This window comes from Streptomyces scopuliridis (genome assembly GCF_042790125.1).
Taxonomy (GTDB): Bacteria; Actinomycetota; Actinomycetes; order Streptomycetales; family Streptomycetaceae; genus Streptomyces; species Streptomyces scopuliridis_A.
Genome location: NZ_JBHTZS010000006.1, coordinates 66,193 through 89,759 on the forward strand (window position 1 = coordinate 66,193; position 23,567 = coordinate 89,759).

Sequence of the window (23,567 nt, forward strand, 5' to 3'; positions counted from 1 at the left end):
GACACGTACTCCAAGGGGCCGAGTTTCCCAGTGGGCGCGTGGTCGTTGACCGGCTCGATGAGGGAGGCGCCTACTACGACTTCACGGTCGCCCTTGACGTCGACTCACTGCTGACCGAGCGCTTCCTGAACGCGCGCGTGGAGTGGGCGGACCACCCGGAAGGGGGAGACGTTTCGTGAATGGCAGCCTGACCGCTGCGGCGAACATGAGCGGCGCGATCATCGCGTTCCTGCCTGCCGCCTCTGACACCCTCACCGTGCCCGACGGCGATCCGGCCGAGCAGCTGCACGTCACCCTGTTGTACCTCACCGACGACAACACCGAGCTGGATGAGGAGCAGCGCCGGTCCATCGCGCAGGCGCTCGCAGAGGTCGCGCCGGACGGGCCGATCGAGGCGACCGTCACGGCTGTGCAGGGACTCGGTGAGGACGATCCGCAGGCGATCGTCCTCATGCTCGACTCGCCGGAGCTCCAGACGATGCGGGAGACCGTCAAGGCCGCGCTGGAGCAGGACATCCCCGTGCCGGAGGACCGCTTCCCCGAGTACTTGCCGCACCTGACCGTCGGATACGGCATCGACTCCGAGACGCTGGCGGACCGGGTCGGTACGACGGTCGTTCTGGATCGGCTGGCCGCGATGTACGGGCCCGACCGTGAAGAGATCCCCCTGACCGCAGCGGCCCCGGTGGTCGCGTGCGCTGAGAGGAGCATGATGCCCAGACGCTGGACCGCCGTGTTGGGCCGGATTGGGGTGCCGACTGGCGACGGCCGGATTCTCGCACCCGGGGCCCTCATCTCCCGTGACCTGCCGTTGCCGCTGTCCTGGCAACGTTTCTCCGATGAGAGACACAACGGGAGCGAGGTTGTCGCCCGAATGGAGACCATCAGCTTCGTCGACGACATGGTCCTCGCAACCGGCTCCATCCTCGACGCAGGGGAGTACAGCGGGGTATGCGAGCTGATCGAGGCTGGAGTGATCGGGCCGTCCCTCGATTTGGATGACATGGAGTACGTCGTCGACGACCAGGACCGCGTAGTGATCACGAAGGGCCGCATCGCGGGCGCCACACTGGTGGCAATCCCGGCGTTCGCGGACGTGTCGATCACGCTGGAGCCGGTGCCCGTCGCACCGCTGATGCCCGAGATGGTGCCTGCCGGAGTGCAGCCGGACGTAACGGGGTTCGAGGACGATGGGGTGTTCGCGGCTGAGCTGGCTGCGTTCACATCGAACGCCACGGCTCAACTGGCGCGCACCGAGGTCCTGCCGCCTCTCAGCTGGTTCACCAACCCCGGCCTGCCCTCGCTCACCCCGCTCACCGTGACCGCCGACGGCCGCGTGTACGGGCACGTCGCTGGCTGGGACTCGTGCCACGTTGGACTACCTGGCTGCGTCACCCCACCCGCCTCACAAACCGGCTACTCGTACTTCATGGTCGGGGAACAGCGCACCGCCGACGGCGCCACCGTGCCCGTCGGGACGCTCACTGTCGGCGGCGGCCACGCTGACCCGCAGCTCGGGTTCCGAGCGGCGGCCGAGCACTACGACGACATCGGCACGGCCGTCGCGCGGGTGTTCGCGAGCGAGGATGAGCACGGGATCTGGGTGGCCGGCTGGATTCTGCCCGAGGCCGACCCTCTGCGCGTGGAGCAGTTCAAGGCGTCCCCGGTCAGCGGGGATTGGCGGCGTATCGGGGGCTCGCTGGAGCTGATCGCCGTGTGCTCGGTGAACACGCCTGGCTTCCCCGTGCCGCGCGCCCGCGTGGGGTTCTCGAACCAGGCGCAGCGCGCTCTGATCGGTGCGTTTGGCCCCATGCGCGGTCGCGTAGTCGAGAGCGCCGAACCAACCGCGGCCGTCACCGTGCCCGGGCCGGAGAACGGCCCGGACAGTACTGAGGCCCGCGCCAAGTGGGCGCGCGCCACCTGGAAAGAGAAGGAGAGAAGCCTGTGAAACCCAGCGTCGGAGAGATCGTCCACTACGTGAGCTACGGCACCCCTGGTGGCGAGTACACACCGCAGTGCAGGGCCGCGATCATCACGGAGGTGACCCCTCTGGAAGGCGAGGACGCGGCCCAGGCCGACATTGAAAACTGGGATGACGACCAGCGCTGTCGCGTCGGCGTCGCGGTGCTCAACCCGACCGGGGTGTTCTTCAACACCGGCCTGTTCCAGGACGAGGCCCACAAGCGGGGCGGCACCTGGCACTGGCCCGAGCGAGAAGAGAACTGACATGGCCTGTGGCACCTGCGGCCGAGCCGCATCCAACGTCAACTACGAGGTCAGGCTCAACACGGGCGAGACCAAGACCGTCCCCTCCGTCGCCGAGGCCCGCATCCTCATCGCGCAGAGCGGCGGCACGTACAAGGCCGTCCCCAAAAAGTAAACGGGGCCCATTCCCCACTTGGCGCGAAACCGCGCTACCCTGTGCACAGCCTTACGGGTGCTGAGCTGTGAGCCGGCCCGGAGACGTGACGAACGACTTCACCGATCCGCGCCGACTCCCACAGGAGCAGCACCATGGCCGACGAGCTGAACACCCCCGAAACCCCAGAGCCGTTCGACGCGACCGCGCTCAACGACGAGGCCCTGTACGCCGAGTACGCCCGCATCAAGGACCGCGGCGCCGAACTCTCCGCGAAGCAGGACCTGTCCGCCGAGGAGATCGCCGAGTTCACCGGCCTCGGCGACCGCGTCGACCTGGTCCGCGACGAGATCAGCACCCGCGAGACCGCCGCCGCCGAACTCGCCGCCCGCCGGTCCGCGTTCGCCGCTCTCCCCGACCTCACTCCGCCGGCCGCCCCGGAACCCCCGGCCGCTGTCGAGACGCCCGCCGCGCCCGAGCCTGCCGCCCCCGCGGTCGTGCCGTCGGTCGCCGAGCTGGGAGCGCAGCCCCCGGAGCCGCCCGTTGTCCTCGGCCGCGAGCGCGCGCGGGAGTTCTCCATCGTCCTCACCTCCGACGGCGCCGCCTCCGTGGGCAAGCGGTACGGCGAGGAGGTCACCGTCGCCGACGTCTCCGCAGCCGTCGCGAAGTCCTTCTCCTCGTACGGGCGGGCCGGAGGCGGCCAGTCCTCGAAGCGGACCCTTGCGCAGTTCACCCGCAACCGCGGCGACGAGTTCCAGCTCGGCCGCGGTGAGGAGGACGACTACAGCGCGATCGAGCGCGCCCGGAAGGAATCCCGCCTGGACGGAGGCTCGCTCCTCAAGGCGTGGGCCGGACAGGTCACAGAGGACGCCAACAGTCTCACCGCGGCGGCCGGATGGTGTGCACCGTCGGAGAACCTGTATGACACCTGCGGCCTGTGGTCGATGGACGGCATGCTCGACCTGCCGACCCTCACCGCGAGCAGGGGCGGCTTCAACTACGCCAGCAACCAGCCCACGTACGCGGACCTCCAGGCGTCCACGAGCTTCACCGTCCTTACCGAGGCGCAGGTGATCGCGGACACCGCGAAGAACTGCGCCGAGATCCCCTGCCCGACGTTCACGGATGCCCGCCTCGACGTGGCGGTGTCCTGCATCACCGCGTCGTTCATGCAGATGGCCGGGTACCCGGAGTGGGTCAACAACTACGTCGACGGCCTATTCACCAACCACGCCCACAAGCTCAACGGCAACATCATCGCCCGCATCGCCACCAAGGCGGGCGCGGCCACGGTGATCCCTGCTCAGGGCGCGACCCCGGCGCCGGGCTCCGGCCCGGACTCGTCGGCGACGGCGTCTCTGCTGGCGGCGCTGGAGCTGGCGGCAACGGACATGCGGTACCGGGAGCGGATGCCGTTCTCACAGACGTTTGAGGTGATCCTGCCGCAGTGGTCGCTGGCGCAGATCCGAGCTGACCTGTCGCGCAGGAACGCGTACCCGAACGACCCGTTCGCGATCACCAACCAGATGATCGTCAGCTGGTTCGCCACGAGGAACATCCGGCCGCAGTTCGTGTACGACTTCCAGGACGCCTACGCCACCACTCCGCCCACCGGGCTCCCTGGCGGCGCGGCGGCGCTCACGGCCCTCCCGGTCACCGTGAACTTCCTGATCTACCCGGCCGGCGCGGTCGTCCTCGCCCGACAGGACGTCGTCACCCTCTCCAGCGTGTACGACGCGGCGAACCTCCAGCAGAACCTGTTCACGCGCCTGTTCTCGGAGGAGGGCTTCCAGCCCATCTACCCGTGCGGCTCCGTCCGCCAGTACACCGCGCAGCTCTGCCCGTCCGGTGCCACCGGCGCTCAGGTTTGGTCGTCCTGCGCCGTTCCCGCCGCTGCTGCCTGACCTTCCCCTCTGACCGGCGGCCGGGCCCCGTCCCTGGCCCGGCCGCCACTCACCACAGAAGGGAGGGACCATGGGAATCCTCACGAACCCGCAGCTCGTCGAAGCGCCGGCGCCCGGCCGTCTGCGCTACGGCGTGTTTACCGCAGCGCGGCTCACGGACGACCTCGACGACCGCACCGTCGCCGCTGGCTTCCAGTTCCCTGCGGAGGACTGCGGTGTCGCCCGCCTGTACGACGCGAACTGCGACACCAACCCCACAAAGACCTTCGACGAGGGCCTCGGCTACGTCGCGGGTGACCCGTACTGGGTGTACGCCACCCACAAGTGCGGCAGCGTGGGCCGCACCCCGCAGGAGATCGAGCGGACCGTCCGACGCAAGTTGGCCGGGGCGGAGCAGGAGCAGGTGGAGGCCGCGATCTGGGGCGGCACGTCGCCGCCCGTGGACCCGGCACTCACCACCACGGCGGGCGTCGTCACGGTCACCCCGGACGCGCCGGGCGCCGGCGCCGCGATCGCCGCGCTGGAACAGAGTTTCTACGACGCGTACGGCTACAACGGCACCATCCACATCAACACCCGCGCGTACGCGGCCCTCACCTACGCCGAGCTGATCAGCGACAGCCCGTCAGCTGGCGTTCTCACCACGCCGCTCGGTTCGCAGTGGTCCATCGGATCCGGCTACGGCATCACCGGCCCGGCCGGCACCGCCCCGGCCGCCGGATCGGTGTGGGCGTTCATGACGCCGCCGGTGTGGATCCGCCGTATGGCCCGGCCGATCGTTCCGGACGTCGTCCAGACGATGGACCGCATCCACAACCAGTACATGGCGCTCGCGGAGCGGGTGTACGCGCACACGTGGGCCTGCCCCATCGTCCACGCCGTACAGGTACCCATCGCCGCCCCGGCCACCGTCGATATCACCCCGGCATGACCCCCATGGAGACGCTGATGAGCGAGCACAGCCGGGTGGTCCCGCCGCCCGGAGAAATCAAGGACACGGCCCGGCTGCTGCTGGAGCTGGCCGACGACCCGCAGGACGTACGCACGGTCGCAGGCGGCGGCGAGTTCGTCGTTCCGGCCGAGCTGGCTGACGCCTACCACCGGAAGGTCAGCGCACCCAAGGGCCGCGCGACCACGAGCAAGAAGGGCGATGCCTGATGCCCGCCATCTGCGGAAGCTACGCCCGCGGCAAGGTCATGCGCCTGACGCGCCTGGACGAGTGCGGCACCCCGGTGCCGGGCCCGACCGGGACGTTGGTGACCAAAGGGTTCGTCAGCGTCGGCATGACGCCGAACTACCAGGACCCGGAGGAGATCACCCAGCCCGACGCCAACGGTGACCTGTGCATCGATGACCAGGGACGCCCCGCCCTGCGCTGGGTCGACCTGTCGATGGTCTTCTGCAACATCGACCCGGAGGCGGTCAACATCATCACGGGCAACCCGCTGGTGGTGAACGACGCGACGCCCACGCCATCGTCCGTGGGGTGGCGCCTCGACTCCGACCTGACCGGCACCGCGAACTTTGGCCTGGAGGTCTGGTCTGGAAAGACCGGCCAGTCCTGCGGCACTGGCGGCCTCGAATACGGCTACTGGCTCTGGCCGTTCGTCGTCCAGGCCCGCATCGGAGAGGCCACCATCGCGAACGCCGCGCTGACCCTCACCCTGACTGCGCGCACGAGCACCGGCTCCGGCTGGGGCGTCGGCCCGTACGACGTCATCAAGTCCGCGGTCACGCCGTTCGCGGAAGGCCCTCTGGAGACAGCAATCGGCCCGTCGGAGCATCAGCACTTCGAGGTGACGACCGTCGCCCCGCCCACGCCCGCCTGCGGCGCCGTAGCACTGGCGTCCTAACCCCTTCCGGGCCCGCCGTTCTACCCCCAGCGGCGGGCCCGGACCAAGCGCGAGGAGCGCCATGCCCGCATGCGACTGGACGTTGGACACGTCGTGCTGCCCCGACTGGAACAGCTACGACCCAGCCGTCCAGGCTGCCGCCACGGCATGGGCCATGGGCATCCTCGACAGCCTCACCGGCCACCAGTTCAGCCAGTGCCCCGTCACCGTGCGCCCCTGCGGCCCCACGTGCGCCGACTGGGGCGGCTACATGACGTTCCCCGTCACCCGCGACGGCTACAACCGCGGCACCGGCATGCCGTGGATGCTGCCCTACATCGACGGCGCCGGCGCATGGCGGAACTGCTCGTGCTCGGGCTCCTGCACCTGCCGTGCGCGCTGTGAGGTGCCCCTGCCCGGCCCGGTGGATGAGGTCAGCGAGGTCCGTGTCGACGGCCTGGTCCTCGACCCGAGCGCCTACCGGGTCGATAGCGGAAACCTGCTGGTCCGTACGGACGGCGAGTGCTGGCCCCAGTGCCAGGACATGGGGCTCGGCATCGACGAGGAAGGGGCGTTCGCGGTCACGTACCGGCGCGGCCTGTCCCTCACGGCCGCGGGGCAGATCGCTGCCGGCGAGTTGGCGTGCGAGTTCGCGAAGGCGTGCGCGGGCGATGCCTCGTGCGCGCTGCCGCAGCAGCTCCAGTCCCTGTCCCGCCAGGGCATCAACGTCCAGGTCGTGGACCCACAGGCCGTGCTCTCCGAAGGGATGACGGGCATCGCGAACGTCGACCTTTGGATCCGCTCCGTCAACCCCACCGGGAAGCGGCAGCGGAGCAGGGTCCACTCCCCTGACGTCCCGGCCACGAGGTGGGTGTCATGAGCTTCCCCGGAGACCTCGCGCAGCAGCTCCTCACCTGCTTCCACGCCGAGCTGGACGCCGGCCCGGCGCCGATCCCTGCGGACAAGGTGTGCCTGCGCGCGGGCGAGACGATCCCGATCAGCGCAGGGACGGCGGAGAACGAGGCGTGTGGCCTGGCGTGGGTTCGGATCGTCGGGATCAGCCCGGCGCAGGTTCTGATCCCTGGGGGCGCCGACTCGGAGCCCAATTGTGCGGCCAGCGCCTGGCAGATCGAGCTGGAGATGGCCGCGGTCCGCTGCCTGCCGTACGGGACGGCTGCCGCGGGCCCGTCGTGTGATGAGTGGACGGCCGCGGCGCTGCTGATGGACGCGGACGCGGCGGCCATGCGCCGGGCGCTGTGCTGCTTCACGCCGGTCGTGACCGACAACTTCCCCGTGGCTGCTGCTGCTCCAGGCGCGTGGGTGCCGCACGGCCCGGAAGGCGGCGCCCTGTGGTCCACGCAGAGCGTGCTGGTGACCCTCGACTGCTCGGAGTGCTGAGACATGACACGGAAGAAGCCGACGCGCGTACGGATCGAGGTCCTCACGTCCTTCAACGGCATGGTCGCCGGGGACACCGGGACGGTCGACCTGGACGAACGGGTGCAGGGCTGGATCAACGCTGGGCTCGTGAAGGTGGTGGACAGTGGCACGGATCAGGCTGGACCGAGCGGCGCTGAACAGGACGATCCGGGGAGCGAACCGCAGGGAACTGGAGACGGCGGGCAGACAGCTCCTGAATCGGGCGCGCTTGCTGACGCCGGTTGATACGGGGCGCCTGCGCGCCAGCTTGCGCATGGAGTTCCGCCGTACGTACACGCTCCGGCCGATGGTCACCGTCGGTTCCGATGTCGAGTACGCGCCGATGGTCAACGACGGCACCGGCCCGCACATCATCCGGCCGCGCCGTGCGCAGGCCCTCAGATTCGTAATCGGGGGACGGGTGGTCTTCGCGAAGGTCGTCCACCACCCCGGCACCCGCGCCAAGCCCTTCTTGGACCAGGCGCTTCGAGAGACAGCCGCTGCCCGCGGATATTCGTTCAGACAGGGATGACACACCATGAACACGCTGGACATCACCACACAGGCACCCGTCGCACAGCCCATTCCGCAGCCCGAGCGGGTCGAACTGCCGAGCAACTTCACCTTCGCCGGGAAGACCCTGCGCGGGAAGCGCGTCACCGAAGGGCAACTCGTCGCCATCCAGATGTCCAAGGACGACGGCACCGACGCCCTGTTCGCCGCCGTCCGCACGGTGATCCGCTCGGCCGTCGGCGAAGCCAACTGGAAGTGGATGAACGAACAACTCCTCACCGGGGCCGTCGAATTCTCCGAGATGACCGGAGTCCTCACCCAGCTGTCCGGCACGACCGGTGACTGACCCCTACGCCGCCATCTCCCGCAACCCCGCCACCATCACCGTGGCGGGGCACCCCGTCACGATCCCGTACCAGCCCGCAGCCGCGTGGCTCACCGCGCTCGCTGACTCACGCCCCTCACTCGCCCTGCTGCGGGTCGCCGACGAGCCGTCCCGGACGTGGCTGATCAACCAGCTCGCCGCCGGGACACTGCCGCTGGAGACCGCGGTGCAGGGCTCGTACGACGCGCTCACCGCGATCGGCGGCCGGGCCTGGTGGGAGACGTACCGGCTCGGCGTCCTCAGCACGGACACGGCCACGCTCGGGCATCTGGTGCTCGCCGGCGTGGACCCTGCGGTCCGGACGCTCGGGGAGTGGTGCGCGGCGGTCTACACGCTGCTGACCCGCAATGCCAAGGAGCAGGACGTCTTCAAGTTCGACTCGCAGTTGGCCGCGCCTCCGCCCGGCTTCGAGGACGAGTGGGACGACGACCAGGACTTCGCCGCGATGGCCGAGGCGGCACGCAACATGCCCGGCATGAGCTGAGAGGAGGTGAATCATGGCGTCGGAAGCCGAAGTTGATCTCATCATCAACGCGACCCGCGCTCTCCCCGAGCTGGAGCGGGACCTGTCGCGCATCGTCACCATCGCCGAGAACGGCGCACCCGACGTCGACGTGCAAGCCGCGCTGGACCTGACACAGAGCATCGACAGCCTGAACCGCGACCTTGACCGAGCCGTTGCAGCCGCGGCGGCGGGCGCCGCCGATATCGACCTCGACGCGGTCCTGGACCAGCAGCGAACACTCCGCCGGCTCCGCGGAGACCTGACCCGAGTGACCGCCGCCGCGACCACCGGCGCGACTGTCGACCCGGTGACGCTCCAGGGAGTGCTGAACGGCCCCGAAACCCTGCGCACCGTACGAGGCCAACTCCAACGCGTTGCCGCAACCGCGCAGGCCACAGCACCAGACATCCGTATCGGCGTACGCGTCGATGACGACTCCCTGCGCAAAGTCGACGACTCCACCAACCGACTCTCCCGCTCGGCGCTGTCGGCCGTCGGCGCGCTGGGAGGGCTCGGCAGGAGCCTCGGCACGGCGGGCGCGGCGGCTGGCACCGCGGCGCCCCTGCTGGCGGGCGTGGTCACGGCGGTGGAGAACCTCCTGCCGGCCTCGGCGGTGGCGACGACGGGGTTGCTGGCTCTTCAGTCGGCGTCCGGCGCCGTGAACCTGGCCATGATCGGGGTGGCGGACGCGATCGAGACCGCTTTCGATCCGGAGGCCACGCCGGAGGACCTCGCCAAGGCGTTGGCGAAGCTGGCGCCGGAGGCGAAGGCATTCGTCACCGAGCTCCAGGGGATGCAGACGGAACTGCGCGCTCTTCAGCAGGGCGTTCAGAATCGGTTCTTCCAAGGCTTCGATGACTCCCTGAGGGATTTGGCGCGGGCCGTGCTCCCGGACGTGCAGAGGTCGCTGAACGCGAGCGCGGTGTCCCTGAACCGTATGGCGCTGGGGGCATCAGCGGCGGCGGCGACGCTGGGCTCGTCGGGTGTGCTGGGCACCGCGCTCAAAAGTGCGAACGCGGGCCTGACAGATCTGGAGAGGATCCCCGGGCAGGCTGTCACCGCATTCGGGCAGCTTGCCGCAGCTGCCGGCCCCAGCTTTGAACGGATCACCACGGCGGCGGCCAGGCTCGCGGACAAAGTCTCTGCCAGCCTCTCCCGCGCGTTCGAGTCGGGCGCCCTGGAGGACGCAATCGACGGGGCGATCGACCTGATCGCCCAACTCGGCCGCATCGCGGGGAATGTCTTTGAGATCCTCGGTAACGTTATGGACGCGGCCGCGCAGGACGGCGAGGGCCTCTTCTCCGTCCTGGAGACCATTACCGGCGCCATCGCCAAGGCGACGGGAACCAAGGAATTCCAGGATGCGCTGGGCGCACTGTCCGACGTGATGAGCGAGATCGGAAAGCAGATTGCTCCGCTCCTCATCAAAGCACTGGAGATTATCGGACCAGTAATCACCGAGCTCGCTCCCCCGGTCAAGGAGATCGTCAAAATCCTGGGAGAGCAGTTCGGGCGAATCATGGAGGAACTGGGGCCGGTTCTCGTGGAACTGGCGGACGCCTTCGGGAAGCTGCTTGTAGCGCTAGAGCCCGTTCTTCCGCTGTTTGGTGACCTTGTTGTGGCGCTGCTGCCTGCTTTGGTGCCGCTCTTTGAAACCCTGGGCCGGGTCTTCGAGCTGATGGCGCCCTTCATCAAGGAGTTCGCAGAGAATTTGGGGGGTCAGCTCGTCCCAATCTTGGAAAAGATCGCCCCCATTCTCGAAGAGATTCTGCCGAAGTTCTTGGAACTGGCGGAGCGCATCTTTCCGCAACTGACCGAAATTCTAGCGGAATTGCAGCCCGCAATCGCTGACCTTTCCGAGGCTTTCGCCGATCTCCTTGTAGAACTAGCCCCCCTTATTGCGAAGTTCATCGAGTTCGCAATCTCCCTACTGGACGAGTACGGGCCAACCCTGAAGGAAATCGCAAGAGTCATAACGGTGATATTCGGAGGGGCCATCCGGCTAGCCTCTGACACGATCCATGAAACCATCATCCCCGCGGTAAGGACCATCAAGAACCTTCTCAGCGGAGACTTCTCCGGCGCGCTCGAAGGCGCCAAGACCGTCGCTGTCAATTTCGCCAGCAACGCGGCACGTGGCTTCGAAAACTTCAAAGAGCGGGCAACCGACGCGTTGCAGAGCGCAGTCGTGACCACCGCCAACAACGCCCGCAACATCGGCCTTAAGCTCCTCGAAGGCGTCGCCAGCGGCGTCACACGCTCCGTGAGCCAGATCCTCAGCCTCCCCGGCAGATTCGCCGCAGCCTTCCCCAACGCCGCCAACCTCCTCTACGGCCGCGGCGTGGACGTCGTACGGGGCCTCATCAACGGCATGCTGTCGCAGCTCAGCCGGGTCCGCAGCATCGCCGCGGAGATCGGCCGCACCGTCGCCAGGGCCGTCGCAGGAGCCCTCAGTATCAACTCCCCGTCCAAAGTCATGATGACGCTCGGCGGCTTCACGATGGACGGCTTCGTCAAGGGCATCCACGACTCGATGCCCGACTTGCTACGCCAGCTCGATGCCGTCTCCGCGGCCGTCCCGGACGCGCTGCCCGCACAGACCGACTCGGGCCGCATGGTGCGCCCGCAGGTGGCCTACACGCCGCCACCGGTGTTCGTGACCATCGGCAATGAGGCTGTCGACCGATACGTCACCGTCCGCATCGACGAGCGGCAGGCGGCGTTCAACCGCGTGGCCGCGCAGGGGGTCCGCTTCTGATGACCGATCCATACGTCGTCCTCACCGTCACCTGGACCGGCACCGCAGGCACCCAGACCACTGGAGACATCTACCGCTCCGCCGTGTCCGCAGCGGGCCCGTGGACGTTCCTCCAGACCGTGCCACTCCTCGGACAGCGCGCCGTGTTCTACGACACCGGCGCACCGATCGGCACCCCCGTCTGGTACCGGGCCATCGGCCATCCCGGAACCGGGCAGGAGCTTTTCGCGGGCCCCGCGCAGCTGCCGCAGGAGGGCTCGGTGTGGGTGAAGGACCCACTTCGGCCGTGGGCGGACCGCGCTTTCGACTTCTGCACGGGCGGCATCGAGGGCCACAGCGACGCGTGCAGTACCCCGAACCCCGAGAGGGTGTGGGTCGGTTTCGGCGACCGCGACCGCGAGGAGGACGCCGGCCTGTTCCCGGTAACCGGGTCGGAGACCCCGGCCGTGGTCTGGTCCCGCCGCAAGAGCCACGGCGGAACGATCTCGTTCATGACCCGGACGCTGGACGCGAAGGACGAGGTCTATGACCTCTTCACGGCCGGCGGCCCGCTGATGCTCCAGCTCCCGCCGGTGTACGGGCAGCCGGACATTTACATCCAGCCCGGCCGCCTGCGTGAGTCGTACCTGTATGCCGACCAGAGGCGCCCGCATCGAATGTGGACGGTCCCGTACACGGTGGTGGATCCGCCCGTGGGGCCGAAGCAGGGCTCGGTGTGCGCGAACTGGTGCGCCGTCGAGGAGGTCTTCCCGACCTTCGCTGATCTGGCGGCGGCGGGCGGCACCTATCAAGACCTGGCGGCCGGGACGCTCGTGTGCGGCGACGACACGGACGGCTACGGCGACGGGCTGTACGGCGATGGAATCTACGGAGGCTAGACCATGATCACCCTGCCTGTTGTCGGCACCCCCTCGTGGGGCAGTCCCTTGAATTTCGCGCTCGCGGCCTTGGCGCATTCCGAGTTCCAGGCCAACGATCACGGACTGCTGGCCTGGACGTACGACGTAGCGCAGATCAGCACCTCAGCCGCGCCAACGTCCGGAACAATCCGCCTGATCAAACTGCCCTACGTGACGCAGTCCGTCAGCATCACGTCCGTGGCCCTCCACGTGAACACCGCAGCAAGCGGCGGTACGGCCGGGCAGAACTTCGTGGGCCTGTACTCCTCCACCGGCACCCGGCTTGCCCAGTCCGCGGACTGCACCGGCGATTTCTCCACCAGCGGCGCCAAGGTCATCGCGCTCACCGCGCAGTACGCCGCGGTGCCGGGCCGCTACTACGTCGCGGTCCTCGCGAACGCTGGAACGCCGCCGACGCTCGGTCAGTCGTCCTCTTCGGCCAGCACCGTCGGCAACTTCAACCTGGCGGCGGGAGCCTCGCGTTTCGCGAACGGGCCAGCCGCGCAGACGTCGCTGCCCGCAACGATCACCATGACAGGCATCACCCCGTCGGCCAACGCGACGTGGGCCGGTATCGCCTGATGCGACCGACCTCCGGCCTCTACCGGCAAGCCCTGGCCCGGCCGCACCAGGTCGCCTTCCACGTCACCTCAACTGACATCGCCGGGGTGCCACTCACCGTGGACTCGCTGGGCGCGCCGTTGCTGCGCGACATTCCGTTCTCCAAGGGATCCGTGACGGCGTCAATGACGAACCGGGTGACGAGAACGGCGACGCTGACCGTCACAGACGACTGGTACCCCCGGACGCCGTCGGCGGCGTTCGCCCCGGAGGCCGCTGTGATCCGGATCAGCGCCGGGCTGCGGTACGGCGACGGAACCGAGGAAACGTTCCAGGTCTTCACCGGACGGGTGTACGACGTGACGCGGACCGAGGCCGGTGAGGTCACCGTGCAGTGCGACGACTTCGCCGCGGACGTGATCGGCTGCCAGCTCGAACAGATCTGGACCGTCCGCAACAGGGGCAGCGTACTTGCGGAAATCCGGGCACTCATCCGCGATGCGCTCCCCTCCGCCACATTCACGGCCGGCGACGCGGTCGACGCGCGCGTGCCAGAGCTGAACTGGGACAAGGACCGAGGCCAGGCGCTCGATCAGCTCGCGCAGGCGCTCGGCGCCCGGTGGTACGCCCGTGGTGACGGCTCGTTCACCGTGCAGCGGCTGCCGTACGTGATCGGCGCTCCCTCTGTCACCCTCACTGACGGGCCGGGCGGGACGATCAGCGCGGCCCGGATCAGCCGGTCCCGGGACGGCGTCGCCAACTCCGTGACCGTGGTGTCCGAACGGACCGACGGCACCAACCCGGTGCGCTCCACCTCCCGCAACACCGCATCAGGCAGCCCGACAAGGTACGGCGACCGCTTCGGCCGCGTCTCCCAAGTCATCAACGTGCAGACCCCATTGAGCCAGGCCGAGGCCAAGACGCTGTCGCTCGCGCAGCTCGGCGCGTCCATCGGCCTCACCGAACAGTGGGACGTCTCCTGCGTACCGGACTACTCCCTCGAACCCGGCGACGCCCTCCGCTACATCGTCTCCGGCACCGGCACCACCGACCGCCTCATGGGCGACCAGATCCTCGACCGCATCACCTACCCGCTCGACACCACCACCGCGCAGTCCCTGGCCGGCCGCGGCCCGGTGCCGCCCGACACGCTGACCTGAGAGGAGAGACCGTATGAAGCAGACGACCGCGCGCGGCTACCCGTACCCGGAGTGCGAGCCGCCGGTGCAGAAGGATGCCTCGGACATCATCCAGGTGAAGGGGCTGGCGGATGCCATCAACGCGGACGTGCAGACGCTCCGGGACCGGATCTCCGACGAGATGGCGTACCCGGACTGCGCCAAGATCTTCGCCAACGGCATCACGACTACCGAGTCCGACTTCAACGTCGTCTATGGCGGCTTCTCCTGGAACAACCGGGTCGGCCTGTGGGACCCGGCGCGCGGCGGCTTCACGATCCAGCGGAGCGGCTGGTACCTGGTCATGGGCTATGTCTTCGCCACGTCCACCCTCCAGCTCCATCTCCGCTCTCGCCTCACCCTGAACGGGGCACCGCGCGGAAACTGGCAGGGCTACTCGCGCAACACGACGGGCATCGCGGCGCAGGCGCAGCAGTTCTTCTACTCCCTGCACCTGGACCAGGGTGACTTCCTCACCAACCAGATCCGCCACGCCGCCCCCGGCACGTCGATCACGTTCGGCTCCCGCATGGAGCTCGTCAGGATCGTGGCCGGATGACCAACCAGACACCCATGCTCGTGGCCGCACAGAACGGCCCATACGCGCAAGTACGCACCGGCAGCATCACCGGCGTCTCCGACAACACGCTCCGCGTCAACGTCGGCGGCACCACCATCACCGCGAGCTATCTGATCGGCTACGAGGCGAAGGAGGGCGACCTGGTGCTGCTGCTCCGGCAGGACGCGTCCTGGTGTGTCCTCGGCGCGCTGGCCGGCGTCGGCTCGAACGAGGTCCTGAACCCGTCGTTCGAGGACAACCCCTCCGAGATCGTCGCCTGGACGGCGTACGACGTGTCCGGAACCTCATCCATCACCCTCGTCGGCCCCGTCGACAGCGCGCCCGACGGCGCCTTCTACGTCAACGCCGCCACCGACGGAGCCGCGGCCACCGCGCTGCTGTACTCCGATCCCATCCCCGTCACGACGGGCGACGCCTTCGCGGTGTCCGTGTACGTGTGGGGCAGCTACGTCGCCGACGCCCCGGAGACCGCGGACGGGGATCTGCTCGCGCTGTGGTTCGCCACACCAACGGACCTATACCCGACCACCTCGTCCGCAGACACGATCATCGCCAGCGCGGTGGACGTGCCGGCCGCGCCGCCGTTCTCGACTCTGTCCGGCTCGGTGACGGCGCCGGTGACCGGCTACATGCGGATCGCGCTCCGCTCCACGACCAGCGCGGACGCGTCCCTGAACTGGGACCTGGCCGTCGCGAGGAGAACCTGATGCCACAGACCACGTCCCGCGGGTACCCGTACCCGCTGTACACCGACCCACAGAACCCGCCCGCAGACCTTCAGGCCCTGGCGACCGCGGTCAACAACGACGTCGCCGTGCTGGACGCGGCGCGGCTGGCTGCTCTGGACGAACCGACCGTGCGCGTGGGCAGCTCGACCGCGCAGAGCGTGAACGGCTCCACAGTGACGCCGCTGACATGGTCTGCGGCCTCGTACGACAACGCGGGCATGTGGAACTCCGGCAGCCCGACCGTGATCACGTTCACAGTGACCGGGATCTACCTGCTCTCGACCCGCCTTGAGGTCGCGGTGAGCGGCACGGCTACTGAGGTCGGCACGTACACGCAGATGGTCACGAGCGGCACGTTCGGGCCGACACCGGTCGCACAGTCCCTGCGCATGTCTCAGACCGCGCCCACGCGCCCTGACCTGTACGCCATCTACTACGTCGCCACTGCCGGCGAGACGCTCGGCGTCAGCTTCTTCCACGACCACACCACGGCCAAATCGGTCGGCGCCCGCAATTTGACCGCGACCCGCATTTCGATCATTGGAGGACTCCCGTGACGACCATCCCCGAAGACGCCTGGACGCCCGGCCCCGAAGAACCGGGGCCGGGGCCCGAGCCGGAGACCCCGCCGGAGCCGGACCCCACCACCGGCGTCGGCACCCCCGGCGACGACCCGCAGAACCCCCCGCCGCCCGCGCCCGAGCCGCCTACGCCGCCGGACAACGGTGAGGAGACCGGCCCTGGAACCGGAGGCTGACCTATGCCGGCTACAACTCCCCGGGGCTATCCGTATCCGGTGCCGACTGATCCGGCGGATGTGCCGCAGGCGATGCAGGATCTGGCGTCGGCTGTCGATACGGATGTGCAGGCGGTCTACAACGGGATCTCCGCGCGGCCGTCGGTGAAAGCCGTCGGGCAGACCGTGGCGAAGTACAACAACGTCGTCTCCGGGTCGCTGCGCGGTCTGCCGTTCGAGTACTTCGACTTCAACGTCGGCGGTGCCGCAATCGCAGGGAACGGCGGCGGCCAGCAGAACGCCGTCAAGGTGACCGTGCAGGGCGGCTTCTACCGGGTGATCCCGCAGCGGCCCGGCTTCTGGATGGCGTTCGGTGCCGCGTCGTTCCCGAAGCCGGCGGGTGGGGTGGCCCCGATCAATACGTCGATCGTGCTCCTGCTCAACGACTCCACCATCGTGAGCAGGAGCGGTATCAACGGCAACACCTTGGCCGCGGATGGGACGGCCCAGCTGGTGACGTCCGGGGGTGCCTTGTGTAACGGCACGACGGATTTCTTCAACTTGGCGTGGACGCCGACGCATACGGCGACGATCCCGTCGATCACGGTCAACAACCGGAACCTGACGCTCATTCGGATGACGCAGGGGTAAGCGACTGGCCCCTGTCCTGGCTTCGGGCCGGGGCGGGGGCTGCGTCGTCTCGCAGGGGTCTACTCGTCTTAGGCCCGCCGTGCAGCCCCATCCGGCCATACAACATCCACCGGCAGCCCCGCTTCACGAGCCAGCAGTACCGTGTCGGCCGTGCCACCGCCCTTCCCGGAGGGAGGCGTTCCGTCCCACACCGCGACCAGCCGATCGCCGCGCTCCAGAAGGAGCGCGTTCGCCTCCTCGTACGCTGCCCTGTTCGCCGTTTCGTTCGGCAGCGTCACCACCTCTACAGCGGCCTCCACCAGGTGATCGAAGATCGGGGCGTGATCTCCCTTCACCTTCTTCTCCCGATAGTCCACGGAGGGAATCAGCACGACGAGGCGCCCGCCGAGCGCCGTCACCTCTTCCGCGAAGAGACTGTCCGATCCAGCGGCAATGCACGACACCCCGACAAGGTCATCACGGTACGGCTCCAGAACCGTGCGTAGAGCGGCCCGAACGAGCGGAATGCTCTCCTCGGCAAGATCCATGTGCCCGGTCACAGCCAGTGTCGTCATGCGTCCACCCCTCAGCTCGATAGAAGATCGCGGATACTATCTCGCGCCTCGCGGACCGTACGCGAGGCGCTGTGGCCCACCGTGTACGGGTAGAGCTGGCCGAGTTGCCCGCGGACCCTCCCAGACTGGGTAAGTCGGGCTGCCGCAACGGCTCGGTGTGTCTCCTCCACCGCGCCCGTAATGTCACCCACCAGGAAATAACACTCGGCGAGGCCGATCCTGTCGAGCGCGTGCGAGCGGCCGGCCTCGGGCCCGCGCGAGGAGAGCGCGCTGCGGATCTCCGTGGCGGCTCGGTCGGCATGCTGGCGAGGGTTCTGCCGGGCGAGATCGAGCAGCCGCCCGCCGGTGACGCCAGCCAGTTCGGCGTCGTCGAAGTAGGCAATCCAGTAAGGCTCTTCCTCGCCGGGGCCTGCCGCGGCGAGTGCTTCGGCGGCTCGTGCGGTCGCGCGCTCAAAGCCGGCCGTGCGCCCTTGAGCCGCGTACGCCCACGCTTCGCGGGTGTGGAGCATCGCCCGAACCCGTGGCCCGATTACGTCGCGAGCTCCCTCTTGCGCAAGCTGGATGAGCTGGAGCGCGTCGTCGGGGCGGTCGCGGTAGAGCATCTGTCTGGCCATCCCGGCCAGGACGTTGGCACCGAACACCTTGTCTGCGCCCGCGTGCGCCGACCGCAGGGCGAGCCGGTAGTACTCCTGCGCTCTCCGGTGGAGTCCAGAGTCCCAGGCCATCGTTGCGGCAGTCCCGGCGAGCTGCGCCATGATGCGGTACAGACGGGTTTCGACCGTCGGGGCCTGGTGTTCATCGAGGGCACTGGCGATCTCGCTGAGCTGGCCAAGCACGGCCTTACGCCGGAGGCCGCCGCCGTACTGGTGGTCCCACTGGCGGAACGCCTTCGCAGTGGTCTCCAGCTCATGTATCTCGCGCATTCCCAGACGGCCGCGGCGGGGCGGCGCTGCCCCCGCGGCAGCTGGTTGGAGCCATCCTTCAAGGGAGTCGAGTAGGGCTGCGCCGGTCACCGCCGCTCCGGCCAGGGCGCGCGTCATCGCGCGGCGGTCCATCACGAGATCACTCCTCGTCAGGTCTGCGGCCAGGCCGACGGTGGCGTCGGGCCGCCACGGAACATCGGTCGTGTCGGATTGGCCGCCCGGCGACTCTGGCGGGCGCTGCTGCTGTGTCTGTTGGCTCTCCCATGGGCGGGACGCGAGGCCAAGCAAGACTCCGGGGATGCGGAGCCCGTCGGCGATCCGGCACACCACCTCGAAGCTGGTGACCCGCTGCGAACCGCTGATGATCGTCGACACCTTGCCGGGGGTGAGCTGGCAAGCCGACGCGATCCGGTTCTGAGAGAGGCCGCCCCACTTTTTGACCAGGGCGAAGACTGCGGCGAAGTCGTGCTCAATCAGCGCTGCCCGAAGGTCTTCTCTGTCGAGGACTTCGGGAGCGAGCGGGCCGGGGGTGGTGGCATCCATGTGGGCCAACTTCCGGGGCGATCCTACGCACGCGAGCGCGCCTTCCTGGAGCTGCAACGAGTGTATTACCGCCTCGGTAACCCCCGCTGGTCATCCCGGTCTTGAGGAGATCGCCAGAGGCTATTGGTGGATCGAAACCGACACGATGACAGGGGCGGCCGTGTACGCCAAAGCACAGACAGAGAGCGCAATCGCTCGGTGGCTGACGTCCTCCAGCCCGGCTCCCGCCGCCGCCCACGAGGCGTGGCATGACGGCCGACCGGCGATGCTGCGTATCGGCAAGCCCTACGACGCGGTACGGATGCCGCTCGCGCTGGTTCACGCGGCGGCCGAGAGCAGCGCCCCGGACGTCGTGGCCAGTGTCCTGGCCGAGGTCCTCGACGGTCCGGTGATCTGCTTCCCGGGCGTCTGGTACTACGCGCTCGTACCGTCGGGAACTTGCGAGACGTGGCGGGCCGCAGAAGCTCTGGTCCGCGGCCGGGGCGGCTGGCTCGGCATCCCGCGGCCGGACCGTACGGAGCCGACTCCCGTCACCCCGTACTGGGCAGTCCCCGTGGAGCAGGCCGGGAAGCTGTGCGACCCCGCCGCGGTTGCGGAGTTGCTCCGGGTCGGCCGGGCCCGCCTCGAAGGTGTCGCCCCGTGATCGATGCCGAGACGCCCCGTACCCACATCCCCTCGGTTTGCTGGATCGAGCGACCGGGCGATGTCCTGCGCTGCACCGAGCACGACGGCCACGACGGCGATCACTACCACTGCCACAGCCACACATCGTGGCCACGCGAAGCGGGTGAGACACAGTGACGACGACCAAGGCCGGCGCGTACACCACGCCCGCCTGCACGCTCGACGAGCACGCCGAATGCCCCGGCCCCGGGGAGACACGGCTCGACTGGCAGACAGCCACACAGCCGCCCATCGAAACCCTGCACTGCGCCTGCCACTGCCACCAGCAGCGGACGACGCAATGATGTGGATCCGGGTCTACCGAACCAGCAGCTCCACCGGGAAGCGGACCACCGTCAAGCCTCTCCACACGGTGAAACCGGCGGAGAAGCCTGATGAGACATCGCGGTTCCCGAAGTGCGGCTGCCCCCTCCACCGGGGAGGGGCGCCCCGTGGCACCTAGGACGATCATCCGGTCGGTTCTCTGGACGCTCCGCCAGGACGCGTCCCACGGCGCCCCGGTGCCCCCCTCATATCAGTCTGAGTGCGCGACGTGCGGTGAGCGATCACCGGCCGACGAAGGGTCACGGATTGGTCCGGAGGTATGGGCGCTGCTCCATACCGGACAGAACCCGTCGCACCGGGACTACCGGGCCACGACCACCACGATGTGGCGGGCGTTCCCGACGGATCCGGACACGAGGGCAGACACGATCCCCGCGGAGCCTCCGGAGCCGCCGCGCACCCCGCGTCAGGCCGCGGCGGCATGGGCACGGCGGGTCCGGAAGTGGGCCCACACGCGCGGCCACTTCCTGTCCGACGGCGGAGCACTTCCGCAGCAAGTTGTAGACGCCTACGTCACCGAGCACCCCGACGATCAGCGGCCTCCGTCGTGGCGACGATGAAGCAGCCGGACAAGACGGCGTATACGACGATCATCAGGTGCTGCGCGGGCGTGTGGCTGCTGATGGCCGCGCTCATCGCACTCGTCGCGGCCGTGGTCATGCGGCTGATCCGGGCGTAGCTACATCACAGACTCCGTGCTCCACCGTTCCCCCGCGGGAGCACAGATGGGACAGGGCCGGCGCGTGTCACGGCCGTCGGTCCTGTCCCGATAGAACGCACCACCCATGGCGACCATCGGGTCAGGGTCGCACTCGAACCCCCGCCGCCCGGCCGGACGTATCCCTGCCAGGTCTCCGGCCGGCGGTGGGTTCACCACCCATCCGAGAACAGGAGGCACCACACATGAGTATCACCACCGAGGCACCCGCCATACGGGACGCACGCGACCTGCTCACCGCCGAGGAACTTTCTGCGGTCATGGCCACAGTGCAGCTCAACAACCGCGGCATGACTGCCGACATCGCAGAGGCCATCACGCTGGAGGCCCTGAAGTTCGAGGCCGCCTGCGCCGCGCACCCCACGGCTCGCCTCAAGCCTTCCCGCGTCGTCGATGAGGGCTGGCACGCCCTGATCCTCCACACACGCATCAAGGCGAAGGTGGCGGCCCGGCTCGGCCTGTTCGTGCACCACGTACCCGAGGCACCCGACACCGGGCGCCACGACCCGCACGCCCTCGCACGCACCCAGGACGCCATCCGCGCCGCCGGGTACACCCCCGACAGCAGGCTGTGGGCCGGCCCGGCCGACACGAGCATTCCTGTGGCCGCGAGTTGCGAGCACTCCCCGCCGCCGCCCGAGGGCACATGCAACGGCGACTGCTCCAACACCGGCCCGAACTGACGTCTGATGGCCTCCGGCATCGCGTCGGCTCTACCGTCAGAGAATGGAGAACAAGCCCATGGGCGAGTGGACCGACCCGCGATATGCCGAGGTGGTGGCCCGCTACCGGACCGCGAAGTCCGCGGCGGGGGAACCGAAGCGGCGCAGGGGATGGTCGAAGCGACCGTACGGTGACGCGTTCGTCATCGTGGTCGACCCGGCGACGCTGACTCCGTACGAGACGAGCCGCTGATTACCGCCCCGGCGGGTGTTACGGCGCCGGCCGGGGCGGTTCTCTGACGAGGTGCGCGAGGGGCACGCCGATTGCGTCGGCGATGCCGAGCAACGTATCGAGGGTGGGGGACGCCTGGCCTCGTTCAATGCGCCCGTAGTTGTCGAGCGTCATCCCGACCCGTTGAGCTGCGGTCTGCTGGCTGAGATTGGCGTGAATACGCGCCGCGCGGATCTGCTCGCCGATAGCCACGCGCCGTGCGATACGGCTGGCGGGCTGAGGCGAGGGCGGCACCCGTCAACCGTGACCATTTCATGATCCAATGTATGCACTGTCAACAGTGCTTTTTGTGATCTACGTGAGCCTTATTGAGCACATCGGCGAACGAAACCCGAGCAGCCGCTCCGCCCAGCACCAGCGGAAGCGGCACCCCAGCGGCCGGACGAGCGTACGCGTCTCCGCCAGATCCGGCCGTCAGACGCCATGACTCGGTCAAGGCGTCCCGCCCCGTACCCCATCCAGGTGCGGGGCGGTCTACTTTGGACGCCAGAAGGCCCCCGCCGATATGTACGGCGGGGGCCTCGCCTGCGGGGCCAACCTCCCCGAAGGCCGCCACAGGTAACCGGGAGACGCGTCTCAGGCGCATGTGGGGAGCCACGCCTGCCCCTCCCGTAGACAGCACTTTACGGATCTCACGCCGCTGGTCCAGTCCTTCATACGAGTGACTTGAGTGTTCAACCTCTGGGGATGTGGACTCGATGCGGACTCTGATCACAGAGAGGCCCCCCAGCCGTCGCCAGCTGGGGGGCCGAAAACAGGCTTTCACCTGCTACTTCTCCTCGGTGGGCGCGGACGGTTTCGAACCGCCGACATCTGCTTTGTAAGAGCAGCGCTCTACCCCTGAGCTACGCACCCGTGGATGAGGCAACAGCGTACATGGCCCGCCGGGCGGAGCCGCACACCGTATCCGGGACGCGGGTACCGGAGCGGGCGTCGTACGGGGGGTATCCCCACCACGGAGACGGTGGGCGGCCGGATCGGCTCCGGCGGTCTCCGTTCGTACGGTGGTGGGACAGCCAGGACACCGCGCAGGATTCTCTGGGGGACGATCACCGTGGCCGCACGCCTTCACCGCTCTCGTACGCTTCTCGCCGCCGGCGGAGCCGTGCTCATCGCGCTCGCCGTCAGCGGGTGCGGCGGCGCGGACGTCTCCGACGCACCCGTCGAGAGCAAGACGTTCCCCTTCACAGGGGAGACGCTGACGGTCGACACCGGGAACGCGGCGGTCGAACTCGTCCCCGCCGATGTGAAGGACGTCGAGGTGACCCGGCAGGTCGACGGCTGGGTGTTCCTGGGGAGCGGTCCCGACGCCAGCTGGAAGATGACGGACAACACCCTGACGCTCAAAGTGAGGTGCACGGCGGTCGCGAGCAACTGCGAGTCGCTGCACAAGGTGAAGGTGCCGCGCGGGGTGGCGGTGACGCTGAAGGGCGACAACGGGCGGGTCACCGCCACCGGGTTCACCACCGCGCTGAAACTGACCTCGGACAACGGCGCGCTGACGGTACGGGACTCCAGCGGGCCGCTCGACCTGGAGAGCGACAACGGACGGATCACCACGGAGGACGTCTCCGCCAGGACCGTGGCCGCGAAGTCCGGCAACGGAGCCATCCGGCTCGGGCTCACCGCCGTGCCGGACAGCGTGGACACCACCACGGACAACGGGCGGATCGATATCGATCTGCCCGGCTCGGACACCTCCTACGCGGTGACCACATCGACCGACAACGGCTCGGTCGACGTCGGCGTACCGACCGACAAGAACAGCGCCCATGTCGTGAAGGCCCGCACCAGCAACGGGAAGATCAGCGTCAAAAGCGCGAACTAACCGGCCCGTGTGTTCGTCTCTACCTGGTGGG

General features: G+C 68.6%; 34 protein-coding genes, 1 tRNA gene and 1 pseudogene. 32 read left to right on the forward strand and 4 right to left on the reverse strand.

Going from position 1 to position 23,567, the window contains the following annotated elements; all coding sequences use genetic code 11:
- Positions 1–38: 38 nt before the first annotated feature.
- From ACFRKB_RS11445 to ACFRKB_RS11560, 24 genes and pseudogenes are all read left to right on the forward strand, one after another.
- Positions 39–179, forward strand: coding sequence for a hypothetical protein (locus tag ACFRKB_RS11445; protein ID WP_383105258.1), 141 nt, complete (start codon positions 39–41; stop codon positions 177–179).
- Entirely contained in the window at positions 176–1,948 is a 1,773-nt protein-coding gene (locus ACFRKB_RS11450) for a 2'-5' RNA ligase family protein (protein ID WP_383105260.1), read from the forward strand. Before ACFRKB_RS11445 ends, ACFRKB_RS11450 begins: the two co-directional genes overlap by 4 nt.
- A complete protein-coding gene (locus ACFRKB_RS11455; protein WP_383105261.1) occupies positions 1,945–2,226 on the forward strand; it encodes a hypothetical protein in 282 nt (93 codons plus the stop codon). Before ACFRKB_RS11450 ends, ACFRKB_RS11455 begins: the two co-directional genes overlap by 4 nt.
- A gap of 1 nt (position 2,227) precedes the next feature.
- A complete protein-coding gene (locus ACFRKB_RS11460; protein WP_383105263.1) occupies positions 2,228–2,380 on the forward strand; it encodes a hypothetical protein in 153 nt (50 codons plus the stop codon).
- Between the two features lie 134 nt (positions 2,381–2,514).
- Complete coding sequence (locus tag ACFRKB_RS11465; protein ID WP_383105265.1) at positions 2,515–4,263, forward strand: major capsid protein; 1,749 nt, start codon at positions 2,515–2,517, stop codon at positions 4,261–4,263.
- Positions 4,264–4,333: 70 nt separating this feature from the next.
- Complete coding sequence (locus ACFRKB_RS11470) at positions 4,334–5,194, forward strand: hypothetical protein (protein WP_383105267.1); 861 nt, start codon at positions 4,334–4,336, stop codon at positions 5,192–5,194.
- Positions 5,191–5,421, forward strand: a complete 231-nt coding sequence (locus ACFRKB_RS11475; protein ID WP_383105268.1) for a hypothetical protein — start codon at positions 5,191–5,193, stop codon at positions 5,419–5,421. Before ACFRKB_RS11470 ends, ACFRKB_RS11475 begins: the two co-directional genes overlap by 4 nt.
- A complete protein-coding gene (locus tag ACFRKB_RS11480) occupies positions 5,421–6,116 on the forward strand; it encodes a hypothetical protein (RefSeq protein WP_383105270.1) in 696 nt (231 codons plus the stop codon). The genes ACFRKB_RS11475 and ACFRKB_RS11480 overlap by 1 nt, the downstream gene beginning before the upstream one ends.
- Positions 6,117–6,177: 61 nt before the next feature.
- Positions 6,178–6,975, forward strand: a complete 798-nt coding sequence (locus tag ACFRKB_RS11485) for a hypothetical protein (RefSeq protein WP_383105272.1) — start codon at positions 6,178–6,180, stop codon at positions 6,973–6,975.
- The gene (locus ACFRKB_RS11490; RefSeq protein WP_383105273.1) at positions 6,972–7,493 is read left to right on the forward strand and encodes a hypothetical protein; all 522 of its coding nucleotides are present in this window, start codon (positions 6,972–6,974) and stop codon (positions 7,491–7,493) included. The genes ACFRKB_RS11485 and ACFRKB_RS11490 overlap by 4 nt, the downstream gene beginning before the upstream one ends.
- Before the next feature lie 3 nt (positions 7,494–7,496).
- Positions 7,497–7,760, forward strand: coding sequence for a hypothetical protein (locus ACFRKB_RS11495; RefSeq protein WP_383105275.1), 264 nt, complete (start codon positions 7,497–7,499; stop codon positions 7,758–7,760).
- A pseudogene (locus tag ACFRKB_RS11500) lies at positions 7,744–7,812 on the forward strand (hypothetical protein); the annotation flags it as partial. The gene ACFRKB_RS11495 and the pseudogene ACFRKB_RS11500, both read left to right, overlap by 17 nt.
- 9 nt (positions 7,813–7,821) lie before the next feature.
- The gene (locus ACFRKB_RS11505) at positions 7,822–8,046 is read left to right on the forward strand and encodes a hypothetical protein (RefSeq protein ID WP_383105678.1); all 225 of its coding nucleotides are present in this window, start codon (positions 7,822–7,824) and stop codon (positions 8,044–8,046) included.
- A 6-nt stretch (positions 8,047–8,052) separates the two neighbouring features.
- On the forward strand, positions 8,053–8,373 hold the full coding sequence (locus tag ACFRKB_RS11510; RefSeq protein WP_383105276.1) for a hypothetical protein: 321 nt from the start codon (positions 8,053–8,055) through the stop codon (positions 8,371–8,373).
- Positions 8,366–8,896 (forward strand): hypothetical protein, encoded by a 531-nt coding sequence (locus tag ACFRKB_RS11515; RefSeq protein ID WP_383105278.1) that lies wholly within the window; start codon positions 8,366–8,368, stop codon positions 8,894–8,896. Before ACFRKB_RS11510 ends, ACFRKB_RS11515 begins: the two co-directional genes overlap by 8 nt.
- 13 nt (positions 8,897–8,909) lie before the next feature.
- A complete protein-coding gene (locus ACFRKB_RS11520) occupies positions 8,910–11,675 on the forward strand; it encodes a phage tail protein (protein ID WP_383105280.1) in 2,766 nt (921 codons plus the stop codon).
- Positions 11,675–12,553: a hypothetical protein gene (locus ACFRKB_RS11525; RefSeq protein ID WP_383105282.1), complete on the forward strand. Its 879-nt coding sequence runs from the start codon at positions 11,675–11,677 to the stop codon at positions 12,551–12,553. The genes ACFRKB_RS11520 and ACFRKB_RS11525 overlap by 1 nt, the downstream gene beginning before the upstream one ends.
- Before the next feature lie 3 nt (positions 12,554–12,556).
- Positions 12,557–13,156: a hypothetical protein gene (locus ACFRKB_RS11530; protein WP_383105283.1), complete on the forward strand. Its 600-nt coding sequence runs from the start codon at positions 12,557–12,559 to the stop codon at positions 13,154–13,156.
- The gene (locus ACFRKB_RS11535; protein WP_383105285.1) at positions 13,156–14,295 is read left to right on the forward strand and encodes a DUF5047 domain-containing protein; all 1,140 of its coding nucleotides are present in this window, start codon (positions 13,156–13,158) and stop codon (positions 14,293–14,295) included. Before ACFRKB_RS11530 ends, ACFRKB_RS11535 begins: the two co-directional genes overlap by 1 nt.
- Positions 14,296–14,308: 13 nt before the next feature.
- Entirely contained in the window at positions 14,309–14,872 is a 564-nt protein-coding gene (locus ACFRKB_RS11540) for a hypothetical protein (protein WP_383105286.1), read from the forward strand.
- Positions 14,869–15,600, forward strand: coding sequence for a hypothetical protein (locus ACFRKB_RS11545; RefSeq protein WP_383105288.1), 732 nt, complete (start codon positions 14,869–14,871; stop codon positions 15,598–15,600). The genes ACFRKB_RS11540 and ACFRKB_RS11545 overlap by 4 nt, the downstream gene beginning before the upstream one ends.
- The gene (locus ACFRKB_RS11550; RefSeq protein WP_383105290.1) at positions 15,600–16,178 is read left to right on the forward strand and encodes a hypothetical protein; all 579 of its coding nucleotides are present in this window, start codon (positions 15,600–15,602) and stop codon (positions 16,176–16,178) included. Before ACFRKB_RS11545 ends, ACFRKB_RS11550 begins: the two co-directional genes overlap by 1 nt.
- A complete protein-coding gene (locus ACFRKB_RS11555; protein WP_383105292.1) occupies positions 16,175–16,378 on the forward strand; it encodes a hypothetical protein in 204 nt (67 codons plus the stop codon). The genes ACFRKB_RS11550 and ACFRKB_RS11555 overlap by 4 nt, the downstream gene beginning before the upstream one ends.
- Before the next feature lie 39 nt (positions 16,379–16,417).
- On the forward strand, positions 16,418–17,008 hold the full coding sequence (locus tag ACFRKB_RS11560; RefSeq protein WP_383105293.1) for a hypothetical protein: 591 nt from the start codon (positions 16,418–16,420) through the stop codon (positions 17,006–17,008).
- A gap of 68 nt (positions 17,009–17,076) precedes the next feature.
- On the opposite strand, the gene ACFRKB_RS11565 is transcribed toward ACFRKB_RS11560, so the two are convergent.
- Both ACFRKB_RS11565 and ACFRKB_RS11570 read right to left on the reverse strand, forming a co-directional pair.
- Complete coding sequence (locus tag ACFRKB_RS11565) at positions 17,077–17,562, reverse strand: hypothetical protein (RefSeq protein ID WP_383105295.1); 486 nt, start codon at positions 17,560–17,562, stop codon at positions 17,077–17,079.
- Positions 17,563–17,573: 11 nt separating this feature from the next.
- Complete coding sequence (locus ACFRKB_RS11570) at positions 17,574–19,028, reverse strand: helix-turn-helix domain-containing protein (protein WP_383105296.1); 1,455 nt, start codon at positions 19,026–19,028, stop codon at positions 17,574–17,576.
- A gap of 160 nt (positions 19,029–19,188) precedes the next feature.
- Here ACFRKB_RS11570 and ACFRKB_RS11575 point away from each other — a divergent pair, with 160 nt between their 5' ends.
- The 7 genes from ACFRKB_RS11575 (at position 19,189) to ACFRKB_RS11600 (ending at position 21,669) form a co-directional block, all read left to right on the forward strand.
- The gene (locus tag ACFRKB_RS11575) at positions 19,189–19,671 is read left to right on the forward strand and encodes a hypothetical protein (RefSeq protein ID WP_383105298.1); all 483 of its coding nucleotides are present in this window, start codon (positions 19,189–19,191) and stop codon (positions 19,669–19,671) included.
- Positions 19,668–19,829, forward strand: a complete 162-nt coding sequence (locus ACFRKB_RS11580) for a hypothetical protein (RefSeq protein ID WP_383105300.1) — start codon at positions 19,668–19,670, stop codon at positions 19,827–19,829. Before ACFRKB_RS11575 ends, ACFRKB_RS11580 begins: the two co-directional genes overlap by 4 nt.
- Positions 19,826–19,996 carry a hypothetical protein gene (locus ACFRKB_RS11585; RefSeq protein WP_383105302.1) on the forward strand — a complete coding sequence of 57 codons (171 nt, stop codon included), beginning with the start codon at positions 19,826–19,828 and terminating at the stop codon, positions 19,994–19,996. Before ACFRKB_RS11580 ends, ACFRKB_RS11585 begins: the two co-directional genes overlap by 4 nt.
- Before the next feature lie 90 nt (positions 19,997–20,086).
- Positions 20,087–20,596: a DUF7848 domain-containing protein gene (locus tag ACFRKB_RS38940; protein ID WP_463291729.1), complete on the forward strand. Its 510-nt coding sequence runs from the start codon at positions 20,087–20,089 to the stop codon at positions 20,594–20,596.
- Entirely contained in the window at positions 20,584–20,715 is a 132-nt protein-coding gene (locus ACFRKB_RS11590) for a hypothetical protein (protein ID WP_383105304.1), read from the forward strand. The genes ACFRKB_RS38940 and ACFRKB_RS11590 overlap by 13 nt, the downstream gene beginning before the upstream one ends.
- 224 nt (positions 20,716–20,939) lie before the next feature.
- Positions 20,940–21,437 (forward strand): glycine-rich domain-containing protein, encoded by a 498-nt coding sequence (locus ACFRKB_RS11595; RefSeq protein WP_383105305.1) that lies wholly within the window; start codon positions 20,940–20,942, stop codon positions 21,435–21,437.
- 43 nt (positions 21,438–21,480) lie between these two features.
- On the forward strand, positions 21,481–21,669 hold the full coding sequence (locus ACFRKB_RS11600) for a hypothetical protein (RefSeq protein WP_383105307.1): 189 nt from the start codon (positions 21,481–21,483) through the stop codon (positions 21,667–21,669).
- An 18-nt stretch (positions 21,670–21,687) separates the two neighbouring features.
- Here the strand turns inward: ACFRKB_RS11600 and ACFRKB_RS11605 are convergent, their stop codons facing one another.
- Complete coding sequence (locus ACFRKB_RS11605; protein WP_383105309.1) at positions 21,688–21,900, reverse strand: helix-turn-helix domain-containing protein; 213 nt, start codon at positions 21,898–21,900, stop codon at positions 21,688–21,690.
- Positions 21,901–22,491: 591 nt separating this feature from the next.
- A tRNA-Val gene (locus ACFRKB_RS11610) sits at positions 22,492–22,563 on the reverse strand.
- Between the two features lie 199 nt (positions 22,564–22,762).
- Here ACFRKB_RS11610 and ACFRKB_RS11615 point away from each other — a divergent pair.
- Positions 22,763–23,536, forward strand: a complete 774-nt coding sequence (locus ACFRKB_RS11615; protein WP_383105310.1) for a DUF4097 family beta strand repeat-containing protein — start codon at positions 22,763–22,765, stop codon at positions 23,534–23,536.
- Positions 23,537–23,567 lie beyond the last annotated feature (31 nt).